Here is a 20,688-nt window from a genome sequence, read left to right on the forward strand (position 1 = left end):
TGACAAAAGCGTTAGTCAGAAGCTACTCGGTCTTGAACTCGGTCGCATCGACCACGGCATCCGACTGTTCTTCGAACTGCTTGTTCGTCTCCAGCATCATTTCGGCGGAATCGTCGACGAACGAACTGTAACTTTCGTTCATCTCTTCGGATGCTTCGATGCTATTCTCGACGTTGCGTTCGATAGACTCCCACACCTGATTATGAATGTGATTCAACACGTCGAACTGATCGTCTATCGCTTCGTGCATACTCGTGACCGCTGTCGAGTCCGAAGGCGTCATGCTATCAATCACGTCGATCGACGCCTCGGTAGCCGATTTCCACGCATCGAACCCCTTCGACTGAGCCGACTTTTGCTGTTCGACCGCTCTGGTGAATGAGTCGGACATCTCACTCTGGACTTCGATAGTCTGTTTACTCATTTTCCGTCCCTGCTCGATCGATTGACGTTGCATCTCGAATATCGGTGCGAATGGATTGTTATTCATCATCGTTTGTTGATTGTTTCTTGAAGGGAATAACGATCGTCTGTACGATGTCTCCTTCATTGATGTCGAGTACCTCTCTCTCGGCATCGGGAATACTGATTCGGCCACCACTCTGGACACGAGTTTTGAAAATTGCGGTCTCTCTCCCGATGGACTCGACCTTCGAAAACTCATCGACTTTCGAACCGCTAGTCCCGGAGACCATCTGTTCCCACATATCCAACTGTTTCTCCGCCGCATTCTCACTCGCCTGTTGCAGCTGGTTCGCAAACAGAGCGGGTGGCCACATACTTCGGTCGTCCTGATTCGTCATCGTCGAACACATGTACGACAGACCTCTGTAAAAATCTACCGCCGAAAGACACTAAATGGGATAGAATGCCATTGATTGGTTTCCAGTGTCATCGAGAACGTTGAGCACGTCAACCTTACTTTCCTGGACGACCCTCTATTGCCACCGGAATTACTATTATGTTCCTCTCCCACATACTCTCTAGTTCGGACAATCCCTTACCATGAGCAAAAACGAATCCTCGGCAAACCTCGGTCGAACGATAACGAAATCGTGGTTGGATGCATCTGAGCATGTGATGAACAGCTTCTTCGAAGTAAACCGGGCTTCGCTCGCCGCATTTGGCTTTTCGACTGAGACAAACGGTTCTCACAGCCCTGAACAACCCCAACAATCTACAGAAACATGGACGTTCGATCGGTCCGTCGAGGACCCGGACGATATTAGTCTTGGTGACACTGTCGAGTTTACCAAAACGCTCACCGACGCAGATGTCGAAGCGTTTGCCCGCGCAAGTGGAGATACGAACCCACTCCATTTGGACGACGGATTCGCAATGGAAACTCGATTTGGCGAACGAATTGTCCATGGAACCCTCGTTTCTGGCCTGATCAGCGCAGCGTTAGCGCGTCTTCCAGGCCTGACAATATATCTCTCTCAGGATATTTCGTTCATGAAGCCGGTTACACCCGGGCAAACACTCACCGCGGTCGTCGAGGTAATCGACGTTCTCAACGACGACCGATATACGCTCTCGACGGTCGTGTACGACGAAGACGGCCAATCGGTCGTCGAAGGAGAGTCGACCGTCCTCATTGATACTCTCCCGGAGAAAACAACGGAATCGAAGTGAACGGCTTCGCTTTCCCCGAACATTGGTCCGATAGTTCTACTATCGGTATGATGACCGAACGCGATCGCTCGAACGTGAGTCGGTACAAACGATAATTAAAAACAGATACCATGAACACCCACTACACCCAACGGGGAACGGGAACGCCGCTGATATTTATCCATGGTGGCTGGTTGAGTGAGCGGATGTGGACGGACCAGATGGAACGATTCGAGCGTGACTATCACGTTATCTCATACGATATTCGAGGCCACGGACAAACTGGCGGGTCACCGAAATCGACCTATTCGATGGACCTCTTCGTCGATGACCTTCGACGACTACTGACTGAACTTTCCGTCGAGATGCCCGTTCTCTGCGGACTTTCACTCGGCGGGATGATCGCACAAAAGTATGTAGATCGCTACCCGGACGACGTATTGGGTGTCGTACTCGCAAATACAGTGCAGTCGTTTCCCCCATTTCCGCTCACGCAAACCCAAAAAGAGCTGTTGTTTCCGCGGCTACAACGCCATCTCGCGCTATCCAACCTGGGGCCACAGTCGTACTTCAGACTCTCGTTTCCGCTGTTTCATCTTTTCGAAGGTCATCAGTGGATATCGCTCGACCGAGATACCCGAAAGTACGCACTTCGAGACAGCGATCGAATCAGCGCTGAGGAATTTGCGAAGATATTTGATGCGATGTACACCTGCGACCTGCGAACGGACGTTTCGATATCGTGCCCAGGACTAGTACTCACCAGCGACCACGAAACCCGCGCGGTCCGCAGGCAAAACGTCCGAATCGCAGAAAGCATACAACATAGTTCACATGTCGAAATCCCCGATGCGGGACATCTGATGAATATGGATAACCCCGAAGCGTTCGATTCCGCAGTCGATAGGTTTATCGCTGATTTAGTGGTGGTTGACGACCGATAATCGATAGCGCGAATACTGTCATTCCTACCGATGCGCTGCCACTGAAAACCCACAATACTGTCAAAAATTATTTCCTGTTATCGACCGTGATGTACATTTCATGCGCGCCGCTGTCTTAGAAGAGTATCAAGAACCGCTTGCTATCAAAGATGTAGACTCCCCTGACCCTGCGGTTGAGGGGGCAGTAATCGAAGTCGAGGCGTGTGGTATTTGTCGAAGCGACTGGCACGGTTGGCAGGGAGACTGGGATTGGCTCGGCATCAAGCCGCCGACCGGACAGATACTCGGCCACGAACCTGCTGGCAAAGTCATCGAAGTTGGGGACGAGGTCGAGAACATCAAGGTCGGTGATCGGGTCGCCGTCCCGTTCAACATCGGTGACGGTACCTGTCACCAGTGTCGGACCGGTCATGGGAACACCTGTCAAAACGTGATGCCATTAGGATTCGCCGAACCGGTTCAGGGAGCGTTCGCCGAACAGCTCCACATCCCAACCGCCGACCACAACGCCGTTCGACTGCCAGAGGGCGTCTCGTCGGTCGATATGGCTGGCTTGGGATGCCGATTCATGACTTCGTTCCATGCGCTTGCTCACCGTGCGGACGTCGAAGCAGGCGATTGGGTCGCCATTCACGGCTGTGGCGGTGTTGGCCTCTCGGCAGTTCACATCGCAGATGCTCTCGGTGCGAACGTCATCGCTGTGGATCTAATGGACGACAAACTCCAAAAAGCGACGGACCTTGGCGCAGCCGAGGCGATCAATGCGAGTGAAAACGACGTTCCCGAGACGGTCAAAGCGATTACCGACGGTGGTGCCGACGTTTCTGTCGATGCCCTTGGAATCGAGACGACCTGTCGAAATTCGGTGATGAGTCTCGGCACTCGCGGTCAGCATGTCCAAGTCGGCCTGAGTACACAGGCCGAGGAAGGGAAAGTGGCACTTCCGACGGATTTGATGGTCATGCAGGAGATCGAGTTCGTCGGTTCGCTCGGTATGCCTCCCACCAGTTACGACGAAATCTTCCGGATGGTCGATACCGGGAAACTCGACCCGAGCGCTGTGGTTTCGGAGACGGTGGCGCTCGACGACGTGTCCGACCGACTGGCATCGATGGACGATTTCGAGACGATGGGTATACCGGTCATCGACGAGTTCGCGTGATTGCTCGTCCGTGAGTGAGAATCACACCGTTTCTATATTAACGGACTGTTTTTCGACATGCCTATAGACCCTGGTTAAGGGTTGCTGATCAATGCTTATCATTTTCGAAAAGGTATTCTGTTCGTTTTAATATCGAAAATAAGAACAGAACAGCCGACAGACATACCATCTCTGAGAACGTTCTATTAGTCGGGGGAAAACAGTGAAACGTTACGAATCGGATGTTAGCACGAACGCAGTCTACGTGAATCGGGGATGTCCGTAATATGGCTCTCGTGGATACGCTCATCATCCTCATCGTCAGTTTGCTGGTCGGTGGGTTCGGTATTTACGTTGGAGCGAGGGTCGCAACCGACCGTCCAAGTGGCTACTCACACGCCATCGTCACGGCCCTTATCGGTTCGATAGTGTGGGGCATCATCAGCTTCTTCGTTGGTTGGATACCCCTCCTCGGGGCACTCTTAGCGCTTGTTGCATGGATTGGCGTTATCAACTGGCGGTATCCCGGAGGATGGGGGACTGCGATCGTCATCGGACTGGTCGCGTGGTTCGCGGCCGCAATCGTGTTGTACCTCCTCGCACTGTTGGACATCGTCGCTTCTGGCGCCCTCGGGATTCCTGGAATCTGATCCGATTTCACGCCGAATCGCAGGCCGATAACAGCATGCACATGTAATGTCGGTTCTCAATTTCTTCACCGATCAATGACAAACCATATTCGATTTTCGTAGTGGCTCGGCAGCGACGGTAACCGATAACAAAGCGAAAAGCGTTCAGTCCGCGCCTGCAGGGGTTGGTGTTCCTGGCGGTTCGTTGAACATGTACTGTTTGAGAAGTACAGCGGCAATGACGGCGAATCCGACAATGTCGGTCATCATCCCCGGTGCAATAAGTACCACTGCGCCAATAACGAGCGCGGCCCGTTCGGGGTAGCTAGCGGCCATATACAGATATCCTTGTGTTCCGGCGGACAGTGCAAGGACACCAATGACTGCCGTTGTTGCACTAATGGCGATTTCGGTCGTTGAACCGATGAGCAGGAGTTGTGGCCCGTAGACGAACATGTATGGCACAAGAAAGCCTGCAGCGGCGAGGTTGAGCGCGGTAAAGCCAGTTTTCCACGGATCTGATTCGGCGATTCCACTTGCGGTAAACACTGCCAACATGATCGGTGGTGTAATCGCCGAGATGATGCCGAAGTAGAAAATAAACAGGTGTGCAGCGATCAGTTCGACACCCATGTTGACGAGTGCAGGTGCGCCGAGTGCTGCGAGAACGACGTACGCTGCCGTTGTTGGAAGTCCCATGCCAAGGATAATCGATGTGAGCATGGTCAAGAACAGTGCGATGATGAGCGTACCACCGGAGAGACTGGTGATGAGCGTACTGAACTTGAGGCCGAGGCCAGTGAGCGTGACCATTCCGACAACGAGACCGGCAGTCGCACAGGCTGCGGCCACGGTGATAGTCATCCGCATTCCGCGTTCCATAGCGGCGACGCCAATGCTGAGGGCACTGCGACCAAGGCGACGAATCGTCGCGACATCACCGTTCGTGAGTGCACGGCCGAACTCTCCTGCTCGTGCAGGTGGAATTGCCACCACGACGGTCAGCAAGATGGCGTAAAACGCGGCTTTCATCGCGGAGTTCCCTTGGACAAGCATAACCACAAGCGAGACGAGCGGTATCAGGAAGTGGAATCCGGTTTTAAGAAGGTGCCACGTGTCGGGGAGGTCCTCGGACGCCATCCCTTCGAGCCCCTCTTTTTTCGCGCGGAAGTGAACGGCTGCGCCAATCGAGAGGAAGTAAAGTAGTGCCGGAATCGACGCTGCTGCAATAATCGTCACGTAAGAGATTCCCGTCCATGAAGACATGATGAACGCGCCCGCGCCCATCACTGGTGGCATGATTTGACCGCCGCTCGATGCGGCAGATTCGACGGCGGCGGCGTATTTCGATTTGAATCCAGTGCGTTTCATCAGCGGAATAGTGAACGCACCCGTGGTCGCGGTATTCGCGACTGCGCTGCCGTTCAGGCTGGCTAAGAAGCCACTCGCCATGACCGACGTTTTCGCGGGGCCGCCGGTCGTTCGTCCTGTCGCGCCATAGGCAAGGTCGATAAACCAGTCGCCGATGCCCGTGACCTCCAGAAACGCGCCAAGGATGATGAACACAACAACGAAGGTCGCACTCACACCGAGTGGGATGCCGAAGATACCCTCGGTGGTGAGGTAGGAGTGAGAGATGATCCGTTCGATGGTGTATCCGCGGTGGATAATCGGTTGGGGCATGCTCCGACCGTAGTACGCGTAGAGGAGGAACGACGACGCGATGATCGGCAGTGCACGACCCGTCGCACGCCGTGTGATTTCGAGCACGACGAGGATGGTGATTGCTCCAAAGACAAGGTCGCGTGTCAGTGGACTCCCCGAACGAGACGCGAGCGTCCCGAACTTGATGGCGTACGCAATGTATAGAATACTCGGGACGGAAACGAGTATCAGCAACCAGTCATACCATGGCACACTGTTCGTGTCCTTTGTACGGCCGGGGAACAGCAAGAACGCGAGAATGGTGACGAACGCGAGATGAACTGGTCGGTTGATGAACGCAGTGGGCGTCCCGAAACCCGCAGTATATACGTGATAGACGCCGGCGATAACCGCCACAGCGACCGCGAGATATCGGCCGATACCGGCCAATTCGCGTGATTTTTTCGTTTCCGATTCAGCTGTTTCGTCCGGATGTGAAGTCGTTGTGTTGGTCATACTTGTGCGGTTGCTTTGAGATATGCGTATTCGAGGTACGAAATCCGCTCTGCGGAAAACGTGAGGGTCTCCCACCGGTCAGAATAGTCAGTCAGCGGCGTTCGTTCGTCATCGATGACAAGCGATTGGTTCGTGTACGTCGCGACCCGAAGGGCGAATGAGTCGAAAGGCCGTTCCATGTGGAGAACAGTGAAGTTCCCGACTCGCTCTTGCTCGCGCTCAGTGTACTCTAGCCCGATCGCGAAATATTGGAATTCTTCTCGGATTTGGACGATTTTGCCGTCGCGAATAACGTACACTTCGTGAATGGGAGTCTTGTCGAACGAATGGGTATAGTGGATGGCGAACTCCTGGCCGGGGTCGATCCGCTCGATGCCAACAGTTTCGTCGGTTCGAGCATTTTGGATGTGAAGGACGGTCACACCTGTCGTTGCACCGGCACCCACGACTACTCCGCAGGCGACGAGAATCATTACGAGACGAACGCGCATGAAGTCGAGTTAGAGACCCGCTTCGTCGAAATATTTCTTCGACCCTGGATGGAGATCAATCGGAGCGGCACGCGCCGTCCCCTCGAACTGGTTTGCGGCCTGATGAACCTCGGCGAGACTATCGAGGTTTTCGAAAACCGTTTTCGTGAGTTTGTACGCGAGGTCTTCGCTCATGCTGTTTTGAACGACCATCGTGTTTGTGACACCCGGCACCTGAACGTCCTTATTGATCCCCTTGTAGGTTCCTGCAGGAATTGTCCCCTTCGAATAGTAGTCGAACTTCGACGTGATTTTGTTCAGGTCCTTCTTGGGGAACTTGACGAACTTGATGTCGCGCTGGCTGGCAAGGTTCTGAATCGAGGAAGCCGGATAGGCGACCGACCAGAAACCGGCATCTACCTGGCCGTCCTGCATCGCTGTGGCCGTTTCGCTGAACGAGAGGCGCTGTGCATTGATATCTTTGTAAGAGATATTGAAGTGGCTCAGGAGCTCTTTAGCAATGACTTCGGTTCCGGAACCGGGAGCACCGACGGAGATTTTCTTCCCCTTCATGTCCGGAATGGTTTCGATACCGGAACCCTTCGTCGTGATGACTTGGGTGCTGTTCTGATATGCACCGAAGGCGGCCTTCAAGTTTAGCGCCTTGCTGAAGTCACCTTCGCCGTTAACCGCGAGAAGGACGGCATTCCCAAGAGCGAGGGCCATGGTCATCTCTCCATTTGCGACAAGACGGCAGTTTTCGACGGAGGCACCCGTCGATTCGGCAGTCGCCTCGACGTTTTTCAGGTTCTTGTTCATAATGTCCGCCATCCCGCCACCGAGCGGGTAGTAGACTCCGCCCGTCCCACCAGTTCCGATGGTTACGAACTGTGTTCCACCGCCGCCGTCTTTCGAACCATCCGAACCGCCGGATTTAGCTGGTCCGCCAGAACAGCCGGCAATAGTCGCTGCTGTTGCGATACCTGCACTTGATTTGAGAAACGTCCGTCTTTGTATTCCGTGTGAGGGTCTACCACTAGCCATACTCAAAAACAACAATTGATAACAATAAATGCTCCGAATGAGGAATCTATCAAAATATATGTGTTAATAATACGTAGCATTGGACGATTGTAAACTTTATTGACTTTTTCTGGTTGAATATTATTGACAGACTGATTGCTTCTCTTCTATTAATATAATGGTATGAGTGGCTACTTACACGAGAACGAATTCGTACTGGTGGCGTATTCTCCCGAACCTCTACGTTCTATCGGTCAAGACGACCGCGCCATATACATTTGATGATATATGTCGAAAAATGAAACAAGTGACATCTACCGCAAATACCCTACCGAAACAGTTTAACCCGGTTTTTTCGAAATACTTACCACGACCATGCTAGACCTCGTCTCACTAGAATTTTCGATCGATAATCGGATAATCCGGTACACTGATTGCGTCGGCTCGATACTCGATGGCGACCACATCACCGGAATTCCAGCGTTCAAATAACGATACATGGTTGGAGAAGCACGACAACCGGAAACCGATTCCGGCCCGCTTGACGGCGTTACCGTCCTCGACGCCTCTCGCGTCCTCGTCGGTCCGTTCTGTACGATGCAGTTAGGCGACCTGGGTGCAGACGTCATCAAAGTCGAGCGACCGGACGGCGGCGACCAAACACGTGGCTGGCATCCACCGACCTATGGCGAGTCGGACGAGAGTGCTTACTACCTCAGCGTGAATCGGAACAAACGTTCGATGACGCTCAATCTCGCGAGTGAAGACGGGCGCGAACTCTTTCGTGACCTCGCAAGCGAGGCCGACGTCGTCGTTTCGAATTTCCGCGTCGGCAAGATGGAAGAATGGGGGCTCGACTATCGGACGTTGCGGGAAAATAATCCCGCCCTTATTTACTGTGCCCTCTCGGGATACGGCGAATGGGGTCCTGACAGAGATCGTCCGGCCTATGACCTCATCATGCAAGCGGAAGGTGGCCTGATGAGTATTACCGGCGAAAAAGACGGTGCACCCGTCCGTGTTGGAGTCGCAATCGCTGACATCGGTGCGGGAATGTACGCCACTCAGGCTATTCTCGCCGCACTGCTCGAACGCGAACTCGGGGACGGAACAGGTCAAAAAATCGATGTGTCGTTGCTCGACGGGCAGGTCGCATGGATGAGTTACATGGCGTCGAACTACTTTGCGACGGGAACCGCACCCGATAGGATGGGAAGTAAACACCCGACTATTGCCCCCTATCAAGCGTTTCCGACTGCGGACGGTTACGTCGTTATCGCGGTTCCCTCGCCGAACCTCTGGCCGAAATTCTGTACCGCAATCGACCGCGACGATCTCATCGATGATGACCGGTTTCACGACAACGCCTCACGCGTCGAAAACCGCGAGAAACTCGATACGTTGCTTGAAGCGGAATTTGCGGCGTATACGACGGCGGAAATCCTCGACGTGATGGACGACCACGGTGTTCCGGCGAGCGAAGTAAAGGACATGGAAGACGTTTTCGATGATCCACAGGTTGCGGCGCGAGGGATGCACCAATCGGTTTCGCATCCGACTGCAGGCGATGTCGAGATGGCTGGCAGTCCGATGCATCTCTCGAAGACACCAGCGAGCGTTCGTGCTCACCCCCCGTTGCTCGGCGAGCATACCGAACAAATCCTTTCCGAATACGGCTACACAGCATCCGATATCGACCAATTGGAAGAGAAGGATATCATCTAACTGACGTTTCGTTTCGATTCACCATTTCACCTCGGCTTACACGTATTCCCGAACACAGCTACAATACCAACGACTACTGATGCAGAGTCTCTTCGGGTTCCACTTGTCTACGGACACCGTCCTACCATGGGGGTTTTTGACATGGTAGTCATAAGATATTCGTATGGTTCCTCCTGCTGGTGCCTCAACTCCTCCAGCAACACGACGCGAGGTCGTCACCGAAACTCTCCATGGAACCGAGATTGTCGATCCGTTTCGCTGGCTGGAAAATGACAACACAAGGGTACAGGAGTGGCTCGACGCACAAAACGAGTACACGGACGCTCATTTGGATTCAGCGGTGCAAGAGCATCTGCGACCGAAAATGAAGCGTCTCGCTGACGTTCCGAACTACAGTCCGATCAAAGTGGAAAACGGGAAATTCTTCCAAACAGTCAGGGGAGCAGCCGACGACCATTCGCGTCTCCTCGTCCGGCGATCGCCGGACGAGGAGGGTACTGTTCTCGCTGACCCTAACGAGTGGTCGACTAACGACGACGCGAACGCACCAGCATGTTCGATTCGCTGGTTCCTTCCCGCTTACGACGGCGAGCACATCGCGTACGGTGTTACCGAAGGTGGTGAAGACCAGATCGATATTCACGTCGTGTCTGTCCCTGATGGCGACGAAATCGCCGTGATGGAAAACTGCGGGCGGGTATTCCTCGGTATCATCAGCTTTGACGCGGTGAGTCCGGGGATGGTTGCGTGGGACGCCGACAGCGATGGGTTCTATTATGTCGCCACCGGCGATACAGAGTCCGGCGCACAAATAACAACGGAACTACGACACTGGCGCTTCGACAGCGGCGAACAGACATTGTTCGAGCATGATAACCAACATGCATGGCCGACGGTCAAAACCGATCCCGAGTCGGGAACGCTCGCGGTCGGGTTCCACGACGTTTCCGGGACCGACTGGCACGTCTCCATCGATGAAGAACTCCGACCGGTCATCGTTGACAGCGACGCCGAGACGTTCGTTACCTTTCACGACGATACCGTTTTCTTTCTCACCGACTACGGAGCTTCGCGGAAACGTCTCCTTTCTTGTTCGCTCTCGCGATTTCGGGATGGCGACCTCACGTTCGAGGAATGTGAAACGGTTCTCCCCGAACACAAGGCACTTCTTCACTCATTCGCTGTCACGTCCAGACACATCGTTGCTCAGTACCTAACGGACGCTCATGCACGACTTGCCGTTTACAGCCACGACGGCGAACACCTTCATGACCTCTCGCTCGCCGACTACGTGTCGGTGTCGCAACTGCGGGTATGTGATGACACTGAAGATGTCTTCTATCAGGTGGAATCGTTCCATCTACCACCGACGCTCGTTCGGGCGAACCCCGCCACAGGTAACCATCGGGAACTCACAACGGTCGATGTCGAACTCCCCGAGATGGTCGTTCGACAGGAGTTCGTCGAGTCTACCAACGGTGCCAAGGTGCCCGTGTTTGTCTGTCACCGAGCGGATGTCAAGTTGGACGGAGACAACCCGGCGGTGCTGTCTGGATATGGTGGGTTCCGGTCCAATCGACCGCCCCGTTTCGACCGCTTTCGAGTCGCGTTTCTCACCGACGGCGGCGTCTATGCACAAGTCTGTGCCCGTGGCGGACAGGAGTACGGTGAATCGTGGCACGAGGATGGAATGCTAGCGAACAAACAACACACGTTCGACGATTTCATCGCGGCCGGGGAGTTCCTTTGTTCGGCCGAGTACACCTCCTCCGATCGACTGGCGGTTGTGGGCCGTTCCAACGGTGGCTTGTCCGTCGGTGCCGTAGTCACTCAGCGTCCCGATCTCTGGACCGCGGCCCGGTGTTCGGTACCACTGCTGGATATGCTCCGATTCCATCGATTCCTGATCGGGGAGTCGTGGACCACCGAATACGGCCACCCTGAAGACGCCGACGCCTTCGAGTACCTCCGTGCGTATTCGCCATACCACAATATCGAACGCGGTATCGACTACCCGGCGATTCTCCTTACGACCGCGGCCGAGGACGCTCGCGTCCACCCTGCTCACGCCCGCAAAATGGCCGCTCGACTGCAAAACGAGGCCGACGGCGGCCCGTTCCTCCTCCGAACCAAAATCGACACCGGACATGGTGGCGGCAAACCCTCCTCTATGCTCGTCGCGGAGCAGACAGACGAATGGGCATTTCTCTACGACCGTCTCGGGATAGACAATTGATACGTTTGCGCCTGTAGGAACCCGAAAACGCTTCCGGCACTCCACGCTGCCGGAAGACACGCATCTGGATGGCGAACGGTTCCGGGGCAGACAGCTTCGTCGCCAACCCCTACCATGAGTTCTGGGAAACCGAACCGCTCCGGCGAACCCGCACGAACCGTGTCGGCGAGCGCCGACAACCCTCTCGACGAGAGCGATTCGGCAGCGTCCCGGTGACCGCGCTCCGCGAACCCTATCGCGGCGATACTTGTATCGTGCGGCCACACACTCCCGCGATGATATGAGAGCGGGTCGTATGAGTCGTGCGAGGATGCGACAGTTCGGAGTCCCGCCGATGTCAGCATATCCTCGTTGGTCAGTCGATTGACGACGCGAGCGACGCGGTCGTCACTTCCCAGTCCGCCCCACACGGCGTGTCCCTGATTTGAGGCAACGGTCGGAATGACGCCGCTGTCGTCGGCCCCAAGCGCGTAGCATCCCTGTTCGGGAAGCCAGAGGTCAGCGTCGAATGACACCGCGAGGGTTTCGGCGGCTGTTCGACATTCCTCTGCGAGTTCGTCGTCTTCGTTGTCGCTGGCGAGTGGTTCGAATCGTTGGAGTGCGCGGTAAACATACCCCTGCACCTCGGCGAGCGCGATCGAGCCTTGAGCGGGCGTGCCATCGGGGTGGGCGAGCGCTTCTGCACTGTCCTTCCATCCGAGGTGTTCAAGACCGAGCGGGTGGTCATGAGAGTCATATCGAAGGAACCCGTCATCGTCCTGTTCGTCGAGTGTCCATTCAATGGCCGCTTTTGCGTGCGAATAAAGTTCCCTACGGAGGGTCTCGTTCCCCGTTTGCCGCACGGTGTCGGCGAATAGCGCGGCGAACAACGGTGTTGCATCAACCGTACCGTAGTACGGTGACCGGACGCTCTCGCCGACAGTAGGACGATCCCCGTACCGTTTCTCGTGCATGATCCGACCGGGGGCCTCGACCGTCGAACTGTCGACTTCCTTTCCCTGTTCCCCGGCCAAAAATCGCAACGTTCGTTCCGCGACGGTCGAATCAAACGGCAGGAGTTGGTACCCGACGATGAGCGAATCCCGTCCGAACGGCGCCAGGAATCGTGGCGCTCCTGCTGCTGGAACGCCGCACGGGAGCATCAACGAGTCGAGGGTCCGCCGTGCCCGCTCAATGAGGTCACCGTTGGGTAAATCCTCGGCAGTGGTATCAATATTGGAGGTTGTTCGATGGCCGGCGGGAAGGTCGATATCGACGGTGATTATCTGTGTCGAAGCGGGGGGTGCCGTCACCTCGGTAGAAAGGACGACGGAATCACTGGTGACGGCCGGTTCAAGGTCGGGATCTCCTGTGACCTCGACATGATTCTCCGTTCCATCCGCGAGCGTTCCCGTAAACGTACATCCCGCTGCTTGCGGGGAGACCGTGACCGACCGGTTCAGGTTGTCACGCGGTGAGAAGAACGATTCGACCTCGAAGATGTGGCGAAAGTCGGGTGTAAGCGTGACTGAGACAGGAACTGCTCGCGTGGACTGTGTGTTGTTCGTAAGTCGAACGCTCGTCCGAACTCCGGTGTGTGTAATCGCCAGCCGTTTGACGAGCGTCCATCGCCGCTGCTCGCCTCGCCCGGACCCGACTGCCGAACTGGCGAGCGTCGTCGATATCCCTCGCTCGCGGCGTTCACGACCGAGAACCTCCCAACCGTGACGGGCAGCAACGTCGACCGAGAGTTCGGAAAGATAGCGGTGGTCGGACTCGTCGATACCGGTTTCGGGAACCGTGGAGGAAACGTCCCCCTTCGAATCGACGATTATCTGCCGTCCGGAATCGATGGCGAGCGTACACGATTCAGGAAGCATTACTCGTCTCCTCCATCGTTCGGATAGGAAACCGACTCAATGATGATGCGGTCTGCTTCTAAATCTTCGAGGACGGCACCCCATCCGCCGACGCCGAATTTACCGTCGTCCGTTCGTAGGACGATGGTGGCTTGCCCCGCGAGCGAGGACAACGATGGGATCTGGTCCTGTTCGTAATGGTCGCCAGTAGCATACAATATGTCGGTGATTTCTCCGGAGAGTGTCTGTGTCTGTTTTAGCCCGATTTTCCTGCCACGAGCGGTGGCGTGGATGGTCGCACCGTCGGAGAGTAGCGGTGCGATGTCGCGGATACACCGCCGGATGTTCACGTACTCCGCCGGGAGCGAATCGTCGTGGCTGGTATAGATAAGTGGCCACGATTCCCAGAGTGCCGCCTCGAAATACCAGTGGAAAACGTATGCGAGCGTTTCGTCTTCGAACACCGCACCGTACTGTGCGAGTTTCTTGTGTGGGGCGAAACACGCGATTTCGCGGTCCGCGAGCACTAGAAACGGTGCCGGGAGATGTCGGTGACGAGCTTCCGTGACGATGCCGTCTAACTCTTCGTCGGACGGGAGTTCGGTCGGTTCTTCGTGCGTCGTGTTGAACGAAACGGAAACAAACACGCCGTTCTCGTGGCACGCTTGAAGAGCTGGAGCGAGTTCGTAATATTGGTCAGGTGTTACCGAAATGTGGACCTGATTAGTTGTGTCGCGTATCGATTCCTCCGCGCGTTCGATGACGGTTTCGACCCGTTTGAGGACACTAATACGATGGCTGCCGACGCCAGGTTGTTGCCACCGATTTCGTATTTCGGTCGCCGTATTCGAAAGCGTCTCCGCCCGCGATTGTAGTTCCTGAAATACCTTCGACGGTTCACTCGCACGTACTCGAAGCGAGTCCTGCTTGTATGTTTCCACGTACCCGTCTTCTTCTAGGTCACGGAGGACGTCGTAAATACGCGACCGGGGAACGTCCGCTTTTTCAGCGAGGCTGGTTGCGGAAGCGCTCCCGAGGTTCAACAGCGTAACGTACGCATCGATTTGGTAAGACGACAACCCAGCCTCCGAGAGGCCCGTTCGAAGTTCGTCAGTGTCCATCTCTGTTTCTTGATCCATCTTACGAACGGGAGTCCATAACGCTGCGGTCCTGTCTATCCACTGTACCTTCCATACGTGCCCTGATATTCACACCTGTAACAAACAGCTGGGGAAGATTTATATATTGTTATTTAGCATGGTTTAGTAGGTCAGTTATCCAATGGCAGATGATTACAAACACGGTGGAAAGTCACGGCGGAGGATTCTACAATCGTTAGGTGGTGCGGTCGGCACGGCGTCACTTGCTGGCTGTATGGGTAGCCTCAGTGGCGGCGGCGATAGTGATGGGACGACCGAACTCAGATTTTGGACGAGCAATGTCGAAAACGACCGGAAGAAGGTTATCAAGGACCTCCTCAAATCATTCGATTCGAATAGTAAGAGCAAGGTCACAATGAATGCAGTCAAGGAAGACGACCTTCCAACGCGAATTTCTTCGGCACGTGCATCGGGGACGCTGCCGACGGTCGCTGACTTTGGCCTCTCACCGATGCAGAAACTCGGGAGCAGCGACCTCCTCTCGACGAAAGTCGCCGACGAGGTCATTGCCAACGTGGGTAAGGACAGATTCTACCAGGGTGCGCTTGACCTCACGAAAGCACCCGACGGTGGCCACTACGCGGTTCCTATGTATGGATGGGTCGAAGGGATGTGGTATCGAAAGAGCGTCTGGGAAGAGAACGGACTGAAGGAGCCCACGACGTGGGATGCACTGTTGAACGCCGCGAAGACGCTTCATAAACCCGACGACAACCAATACGGTATCGTCATCGGAACGAAGAAGACGGCATTCGCTCGACAGTGTTTCACGCCGTTCGCTCGTTCGAACGATGCACGCGTTTTCGACAAGAACGGAAAAATCGTCTTCGACAGCAAAGAGATGGTTGAAGCGCTTGACTTCTACGGCAAGCTCGCGCAGTACACGCCGCCGGGGAAGGACACGTGGAAGACCGCGAACAACACGTATCTGAACGAACAATCCCACCTCATCGAATATTCGACGTTCATCATGGGTGACGTGGTCGAAAAGGGAACGAAGATGGTCAAGGATACCAACTTCGCCCCGTACGTCGAAAACAAACGTAAGAGCTCGTTCGGGCAAATCGTTGGCCTTAATCACTTCACGGCGGCCTCCGACGAGGCATTGAAATACGGGAAGGAGCTCTCCTCGTTCTTGATGGAAAAAGACCAGTACATCAAATGGCTCCACATGGCACCGGGCGGCATGAACCCCGTCTTGAAGGATGTCGCCAGCAGCAAGGCGTTCAAACAGAACGAAACGCTGAGTGCATGGGGCTCGACCGTCGAGGACGTGTCGGCCGCCTTCGAGAACATCGAACGGTTCGGTTACGTTGACGGGAAATCGTTCCCGAAACTCGGCAACATTACCAACAAGTATCTCATCGCGGAAGCCATTTCGCGTGTCACCGACGGTGAAGACGCGAAAACGGTTGCGACGGAACAAGCCGAAAAGATGCGGCAAGCAATCAAAGAGTAACGGTTTCGATTTCACCCACCAATCATGGCACCCACTTTCCACGCATGAGTTTGGCAAATCGAGCAGGATTGTCGTTGGATGGCGACTATACCATCGAACAGAAGGAAGCCGTTCTTGGCTATCTCCTCATCGCTCCAGCGTTGCTGTTGGTCGCGGGCGTCATCGTCTATCCCGTCCTGTACAACATTTATCTGAGCTTCACCGAAGTTCCGTTGTCCCCCTCGCAAGCACCCGTTTGGGTTGGACTGCAACATTATCAGACGTTGGTGTCGAGTAGCGAGTTCTGGGCGGCACTGAAAACGACCGTCATCTTCACCTTCTTTAGCGATTTGCTGGCGACCATCGGCGGTCTTGGCGTCGCAATCCTGTTCAATCGGAAGTTCCGAGGACGACGGCTCGTTCGTGGTCTCATGCTTCTGCCGTACGTTGCACCCCTTATCGCGGTCGCCTACGTCTGGCAGTTGCTTCTCGACCCTCTGTATGGAGTCGTTCCATTCCTATTGAGCGACGTCCTCGGTCTTTACAGCGGCAATCTTGACTTGCTCAACAACGCGAAAAGCGCCCTGTGGACGGTCATCGCATTCGATGCGTGGCGGTATTTCCCGTTTGCGTTCCTCATGATAATCGCTCGATTACAAGCGATTCCAAGCGATATGTACGAGGCCGCTAAAATCGATGGCGCGGGGCGAATCGCCCAATTCAAGGACATTACACTGGCCGAACTCAAATACGTTCTCGCGACTGTCTTCCTTCTTAGGTGGATCTGGAATTTCAATAAGTTCGCAGACATCTGGCTCCTCACTCGGAAGGTGAACACGCTGTCCCTGTACGCCTATCAAACGGCATTCGCCAACTACAAACAGGGGCAAGCAGCTGCCATCGCGATGGTGCTGTTTGTCGCGCTTATGGGATTCGTCCTTGTGTACGTTAGTTGGATTCTGGAGTGGTAACAATGGTTCACACAATCCTCACGACAGTCACTGATAGTTTCAAAACCGCCTTCGGGCAGAGTCGAATCGAAACCAGCCTGTGGGAGCGCGTCGTGTTCTACGCGGCTGTCGGGCTAACACTGGTCGTGTCGCTCGTCCCATTCTACTGGATGATCGTCACGAGTTTCATGCCAGAGAGCGCGATATACTCGCTTCCGCCGTCGTTCGTCCCACAGGAACTGACGCTGAAACATTATCGGGCTGTTTTCAGCCCGGAGACGTTTCCGTTCGTCACGTACTTCAAGAACAGTTTCATCATCGCGGTCGTTACCGGCGGACTGTCGGTCATTGTCTCCACGTTTGGCGCGTACAGCTTCGCTCGACTGAACTATCCCGGACGAGGGCTGTTCTCGCGTGGGGTCCTACTCGTCTACATGTTCTCGGGCATTCTGTTGGTCGTCCCACTGTTCCAAATCGTCGTTTGGTTGGGACTGGTCGACAGTTTGGGCAGTCTCGTTATCACGTACCTCGTCCAGACGCTTCCGGTGTCGCTGTACATGCTCGGGAATTACTTCCGAAGTGTTCCGCCGGAAATTGAAGAGGCAGCAATGATGGATGGCTATTCGCGGCTAGAGGTCATCTTCCGTATTACGCTTCCGCTGTCGGCACCCGCCATCGTCGCAGTGTTCATTTACACGTTCATGATTGCATGGAACGAGTATCTCTTCGCCAGCATCTTCTTACAAAGTCAAGCGAACTTCACGCTCCCGATCGGTCTCGACGCGCTGTCGTCGGGCCTGCACCAGGTATGGGGTCAAATTATGGCCGCATCCCTGCTGACGAGCATCCCCATCATTGTCATGTTCGTCTACCTGGAGAAGTACATGGTCGAGGGGCTCACCTTCGGCTCGGTGGAGGGATAATTCGTGTCATCTCAAATAACCGATAAAAAGACAGAACCCGCCATTGAAACCGAAGAGGCGGGTATCTCGCTGACCGACTTGGAAAAATCCTATGGCGACGTGTTGGCCGTGGACGGGCTGTCGCTCGACATCGAACCGGGCGAATTTCTCGTCTTGCTTGGCCCGTCGGGATGCGGCAAGTCCACAACATTGCGGATGATCGCAGGACTGGAGACGCCGACGGGTGGCCGAATCGAAATCGGCGACGACGAGGTGACACGGACGTTGCCTCAGAAGCGGGGTCTCTCGATGGTCTTCCAGAGTTACGCGCTCTATCCGCACAAGACGGTCGGCGAAAACCTCGAATTCCCGCTTGGGAAGATGGACCTCTCGGCTGAAGAAACGGAAGCGAAAGTCGAGCGAACCGCGCAACTCCTCGAGATTCAGGATTTGCTCGACAAGAAACCCGGTCAACTGTCCGGTGGCCAGCGCCAGCGTGTGGCTGTCGGACGAACCATCATCCGGGAACCCAGGGCCTTTCTAATGGACGAACCGCTTTCCAACCTGGACGCGAAACTCCGCGTGAAGACGCGCTTCGAGATCCGCGAACTCCAGCAGGAACTCGGGACGACCACCGTGTACGTTACACACGACCAGGAAGAAGCGATGAGCGTCGCCGACCGCATCGCCGTCATGAACGACGGCGAACTCCAACAGGTGGGCACGCCCGAGGAGATATACAAAAAGCCGAAAAACGAGTTCGTCGCGGGATTCATCGGAAATCCTCCAATGAACTTCTTTGACGTCGGTGAGAGTGGTCGTGGTGAATCACCTTCGAGCAGTGTGGCATCGGTTATTGACGCTACACTGCCGACCGAAACGACAACACTCGGTGTTCGGCCCGAGGACGTTCACTTGCTCGAAACGACGGCGGTGAACGTTGCGAACGTGTCGAGACCTAGTGCGTCGGATTTGACCGACCCGCTCACCTGCGATGTCACGGTCATCGAACCGTTGGGCAACGCGTACGAATTGGAACTCGACAGGAACGGCGAAACGTTCGTCGCCCGCGCTCGTGCGCTGCCGGAAACAGTCTCCACTGGGGGGACGGTCGAAGTCGCGTTTGACGAGACCGAACTGCACGCCTTCGACCCGGGTGGGGAGGCGATACGATGAGTCGCCGATTTGCCGATGTTTTGGCGCTCGATCGAACACTCGGGAACGGTGTATTGTCCGACGAACACGGATCTGTCGGTCGAACGACCGACGGCATAGGTGGTGACTGACGTGGCGACGCTCGAACTGAACGATCTCTCGAAAATATACGATGATGCACAGGGCCGTGAAACCGCAGTCGATTCACTCGATATCGACATTCGGGACGGTGAATTTCTCGTCCTGGTCGGTCCGTCCGGCTGCGGCAAATCAACGACGCTACGGATGATTGCCGGGCTAGAAACGGTGACTAATGGGACCATCACTATCGGCGACCGCGAAGTACAATCACTCTCGCCGAGCGAGCGGGAAATCGCGATGGTGTTCCAGAGCTACGCGCTCTACACCCAAATGACCGCACGCCGGAACATGGCCTACGGCCTGAAACACTCGACGGAACTGTCCAAACAGGAGCGCCACAAAAGAGTGGACGAGATAGCAGAACTGCTCGACATTACCGAGTTGCTGGACGACAAACCCGACGAGATGAGCGGCGGGCAGAAACAACGGGTCGCCCTTGGCCGTGCGATCGTTCGCGACCCCGACGTATTCCTGTTGGACGAACCGCTCAGCAACTTGGATGCAAAACTGCGAGCGCGAATGCGAACCGAACTGCAACAACTGCAGAGCGACCTCGACGTGACAGTCGTGTACGTCACCCACGATCAGACGGAGGCGATGACCATGGCCGACCGTATCGCCGTCATGAACGACGGCGAACTCCAGCAAGTTGCGCCACCCGAAGTGGCATACGACCACCCCGAAAACGAGTTCGTCGCAACATTCCTTGGCAGTCCGTCGATGAATACGTTCGAGACGACGACCGACGTGACCGCAACCGAATTGCGGTTCCGATACGAGGGGACGACACTCGCGTCTGTCCCACGCGAATCCGTCGAGTTGTCCCAAGACGAACGAGTGACACTCGGACTTCGCCCGGAAGACGTTCGACTGTTCGACGACTCCAAGGATGGGAGCTTTGCTGCGACGGTTACCGTTTCGGAATATCAGGGGAACGATAACTTTGTCCACCTCTCCGTGGATGACCGAGACCTCATGGCCCGCGTTCCGCCGGACACGTATCCCGACCCCGGAGAAACGGTCGGTGTAACCGTTTCGCCACGAGACGTATTCCTCTTTGACTCCGACACTGGCACGGCCCTGAAAACGTACGGGGCCCCCGATGAACAGACTGCACAGACACGACAATCAGTCTCCGAACCCTGAACCTCTTTACTCGATT

18 protein-coding genes are annotated in these 20,688 nt (G+C 55.3%); 11 read left to right on the forward strand and 7 right to left on the reverse strand.

Annotated elements, in window-relative coordinates:
• Nucleotides 1–22 precede the first annotated feature (22 nt).
• A complete protein-coding gene (locus OOF89_RS17560; RefSeq protein WP_266081430.1) occupies nt 23–424 on the reverse strand; it encodes a hypothetical protein in 402 nt (133 codons plus the stop codon).
• Nucleotides 425–482: 58 nt separating this feature from the next.
• The gene (locus OOF89_RS17565; RefSeq protein ID WP_266081432.1) at nt 483–803 is read right to left on the reverse strand and encodes an AbrB/MazE/SpoVT family DNA-binding domain-containing protein; all 321 of its coding nucleotides are present in this window, start codon (nt 801–803) and stop codon (nt 483–485) included.
• 202 nt (nt 804–1,005) lie between these two features.
• Between OOF89_RS17565 and OOF89_RS17570 the strand changes: the two genes are divergently transcribed.
• From OOF89_RS17570 to OOF89_RS17585, 4 genes are all read left to right on the forward strand, one after another.
• On the forward strand, nt 1,006–1,635 hold the full coding sequence (locus OOF89_RS17570) for a MaoC family dehydratase (RefSeq protein ID WP_266081434.1): 630 nt from the start codon (nt 1,006–1,008) through the stop codon (nt 1,633–1,635).
• A gap of 110 nt (nt 1,636–1,745) precedes the next feature.
• Nucleotides 1,746–2,558 (forward strand): alpha/beta fold hydrolase, encoded by an 813-nt coding sequence (locus OOF89_RS17575; RefSeq protein ID WP_266081435.1) that lies wholly within the window; start codon nt 1,746–1,748, stop codon nt 2,556–2,558.
• Between the two features lie 100 nt (nt 2,559–2,658).
• Nucleotides 2,659–3,720, forward strand: a complete 1,062-nt coding sequence (locus OOF89_RS17580) for a zinc-dependent alcohol dehydrogenase family protein (protein ID WP_266081437.1) — start codon at nt 2,659–2,661, stop codon at nt 3,718–3,720.
• Between the two features lie 266 nt (nt 3,721–3,986).
• A complete protein-coding gene (locus tag OOF89_RS17585) occupies nt 3,987–4,349 on the forward strand; it encodes a hypothetical protein (protein ID WP_266081439.1) in 363 nt (120 codons plus the stop codon).
• Nucleotides 4,350–4,493: 144 nt separating this feature from the next.
• Here OOF89_RS17585 and OOF89_RS17590 read toward each other — a convergent pair whose 3' ends face one another.
• Genes OOF89_RS17590 through OOF89_RS17600 form a run of 3 tightly spaced genes read right to left on the reverse strand, consistent with a single transcriptional unit; the run spans nt 4,494 to nt 8,002 of the window.
• On the reverse strand, nt 4,494–6,488 hold the full coding sequence (locus OOF89_RS17590) for a TRAP transporter permease (RefSeq protein ID WP_266081440.1): 1,995 nt from the start codon (nt 6,486–6,488) through the stop codon (nt 4,494–4,496).
• The gene (locus tag OOF89_RS17595; RefSeq protein WP_266081442.1) at nt 6,485–6,979 is read right to left on the reverse strand and encodes a DUF1850 domain-containing protein; all 495 of its coding nucleotides are present in this window, start codon (nt 6,977–6,979) and stop codon (nt 6,485–6,487) included. Before OOF89_RS17595 ends, OOF89_RS17590 begins: the two co-directional genes overlap by 4 nt.
• 9 nt (nt 6,980–6,988) lie before the next feature.
• On the reverse strand, nt 6,989–8,002 hold the full coding sequence (locus tag OOF89_RS17600) for a TAXI family TRAP transporter solute-binding subunit (RefSeq protein ID WP_266081444.1): 1,014 nt from the start codon (nt 8,000–8,002) through the stop codon (nt 6,989–6,991).
• 477 nt (nt 8,003–8,479) lie between these two features.
• Here OOF89_RS17600 and OOF89_RS17605 point away from each other — a divergent pair, with 477 nt between their 5' ends.
• The gene (locus OOF89_RS17605; protein ID WP_266081446.1) at nt 8,480–9,706 is read left to right on the forward strand and encodes a CaiB/BaiF CoA transferase family protein; all 1,227 of its coding nucleotides are present in this window, start codon (nt 8,480–8,482) and stop codon (nt 9,704–9,706) included.
• Nucleotides 9,707–9,869: 163 nt separating this feature from the next.
• The gene (locus OOF89_RS17610; RefSeq protein WP_266081448.1) at nt 9,870–11,942 is read left to right on the forward strand and encodes a prolyl oligopeptidase family serine peptidase; all 2,073 of its coding nucleotides are present in this window, start codon (nt 9,870–9,872) and stop codon (nt 11,940–11,942) included.
• Here OOF89_RS17610 and OOF89_RS17615 read toward each other — a convergent pair.
• Nucleotides 11,915–13,801, reverse strand: coding sequence for an MGH1-like glycoside hydrolase domain-containing protein (locus OOF89_RS17615; RefSeq protein WP_266081450.1), 1,887 nt, complete (start codon nt 13,799–13,801; stop codon nt 11,915–11,917). The genes OOF89_RS17610 and OOF89_RS17615 overlap by 28 nt on opposite strands.
• A complete protein-coding gene (locus OOF89_RS17620; protein ID WP_266081790.1) occupies nt 13,801–14,901 on the reverse strand; it encodes a TrmB family transcriptional regulator in 1,101 nt (366 codons plus the stop codon). Before OOF89_RS17620 ends, OOF89_RS17615 begins: the two co-directional genes overlap by 1 nt.
• 160 nt (nt 14,902–15,061) lie before the next feature.
• Here OOF89_RS17620 and OOF89_RS17625 point away from each other — a divergent pair, with 160 nt between their 5' ends.
• The 5 genes from OOF89_RS17625 to OOF89_RS17645 all read left to right on the forward strand — a co-directional run bounded on the left by OOF89_RS17625 (nt 15,062) and on the right by OOF89_RS17645 (nt 20,672).
• Nucleotides 15,062–16,399, forward strand: a complete 1,338-nt coding sequence (locus OOF89_RS17625; protein WP_266081452.1) for an ABC transporter substrate-binding protein — start codon at nt 15,062–15,064, stop codon at nt 16,397–16,399.
• Nucleotides 16,400–16,443: 44 nt separating this feature from the next.
• Nucleotides 16,444–17,349 (forward strand): carbohydrate ABC transporter permease, encoded by a 906-nt coding sequence (locus OOF89_RS17630; RefSeq protein WP_266081454.1) that lies wholly within the window; start codon nt 16,444–16,446, stop codon nt 17,347–17,349.
• A gap of 2 nt (nt 17,350–17,351) precedes the next feature.
• On the forward strand, nt 17,352–18,251 hold the full coding sequence (locus OOF89_RS17635; protein WP_266081456.1) for a carbohydrate ABC transporter permease: 900 nt from the start codon (nt 17,352–17,354) through the stop codon (nt 18,249–18,251).
• A gap of 3 nt (nt 18,252–18,254) precedes the next feature.
• Nucleotides 18,255–19,406, forward strand: a complete 1,152-nt coding sequence (locus OOF89_RS17640) for an ABC transporter ATP-binding protein (protein WP_303657571.1) — start codon at nt 18,255–18,257, stop codon at nt 19,404–19,406.
• 111 nt (nt 19,407–19,517) lie between these two features.
• Nucleotides 19,518–20,672 (forward strand): ABC transporter ATP-binding protein, encoded by a 1,155-nt coding sequence (locus tag OOF89_RS17645; protein ID WP_266081794.1) that lies wholly within the window; start codon nt 19,518–19,520, stop codon nt 20,670–20,672.
• Nucleotides 20,673–20,688: the final 16 nt, after the last annotated feature.

Origin of the sequence: Haladaptatus caseinilyticus, assembly GCF_026248685.1 — an archaeon.
GTDB lineage: Archaea > Halobacteriota > Halobacteria > Halobacteriales > Haladaptataceae > Haladaptatus > Haladaptatus caseinilyticus.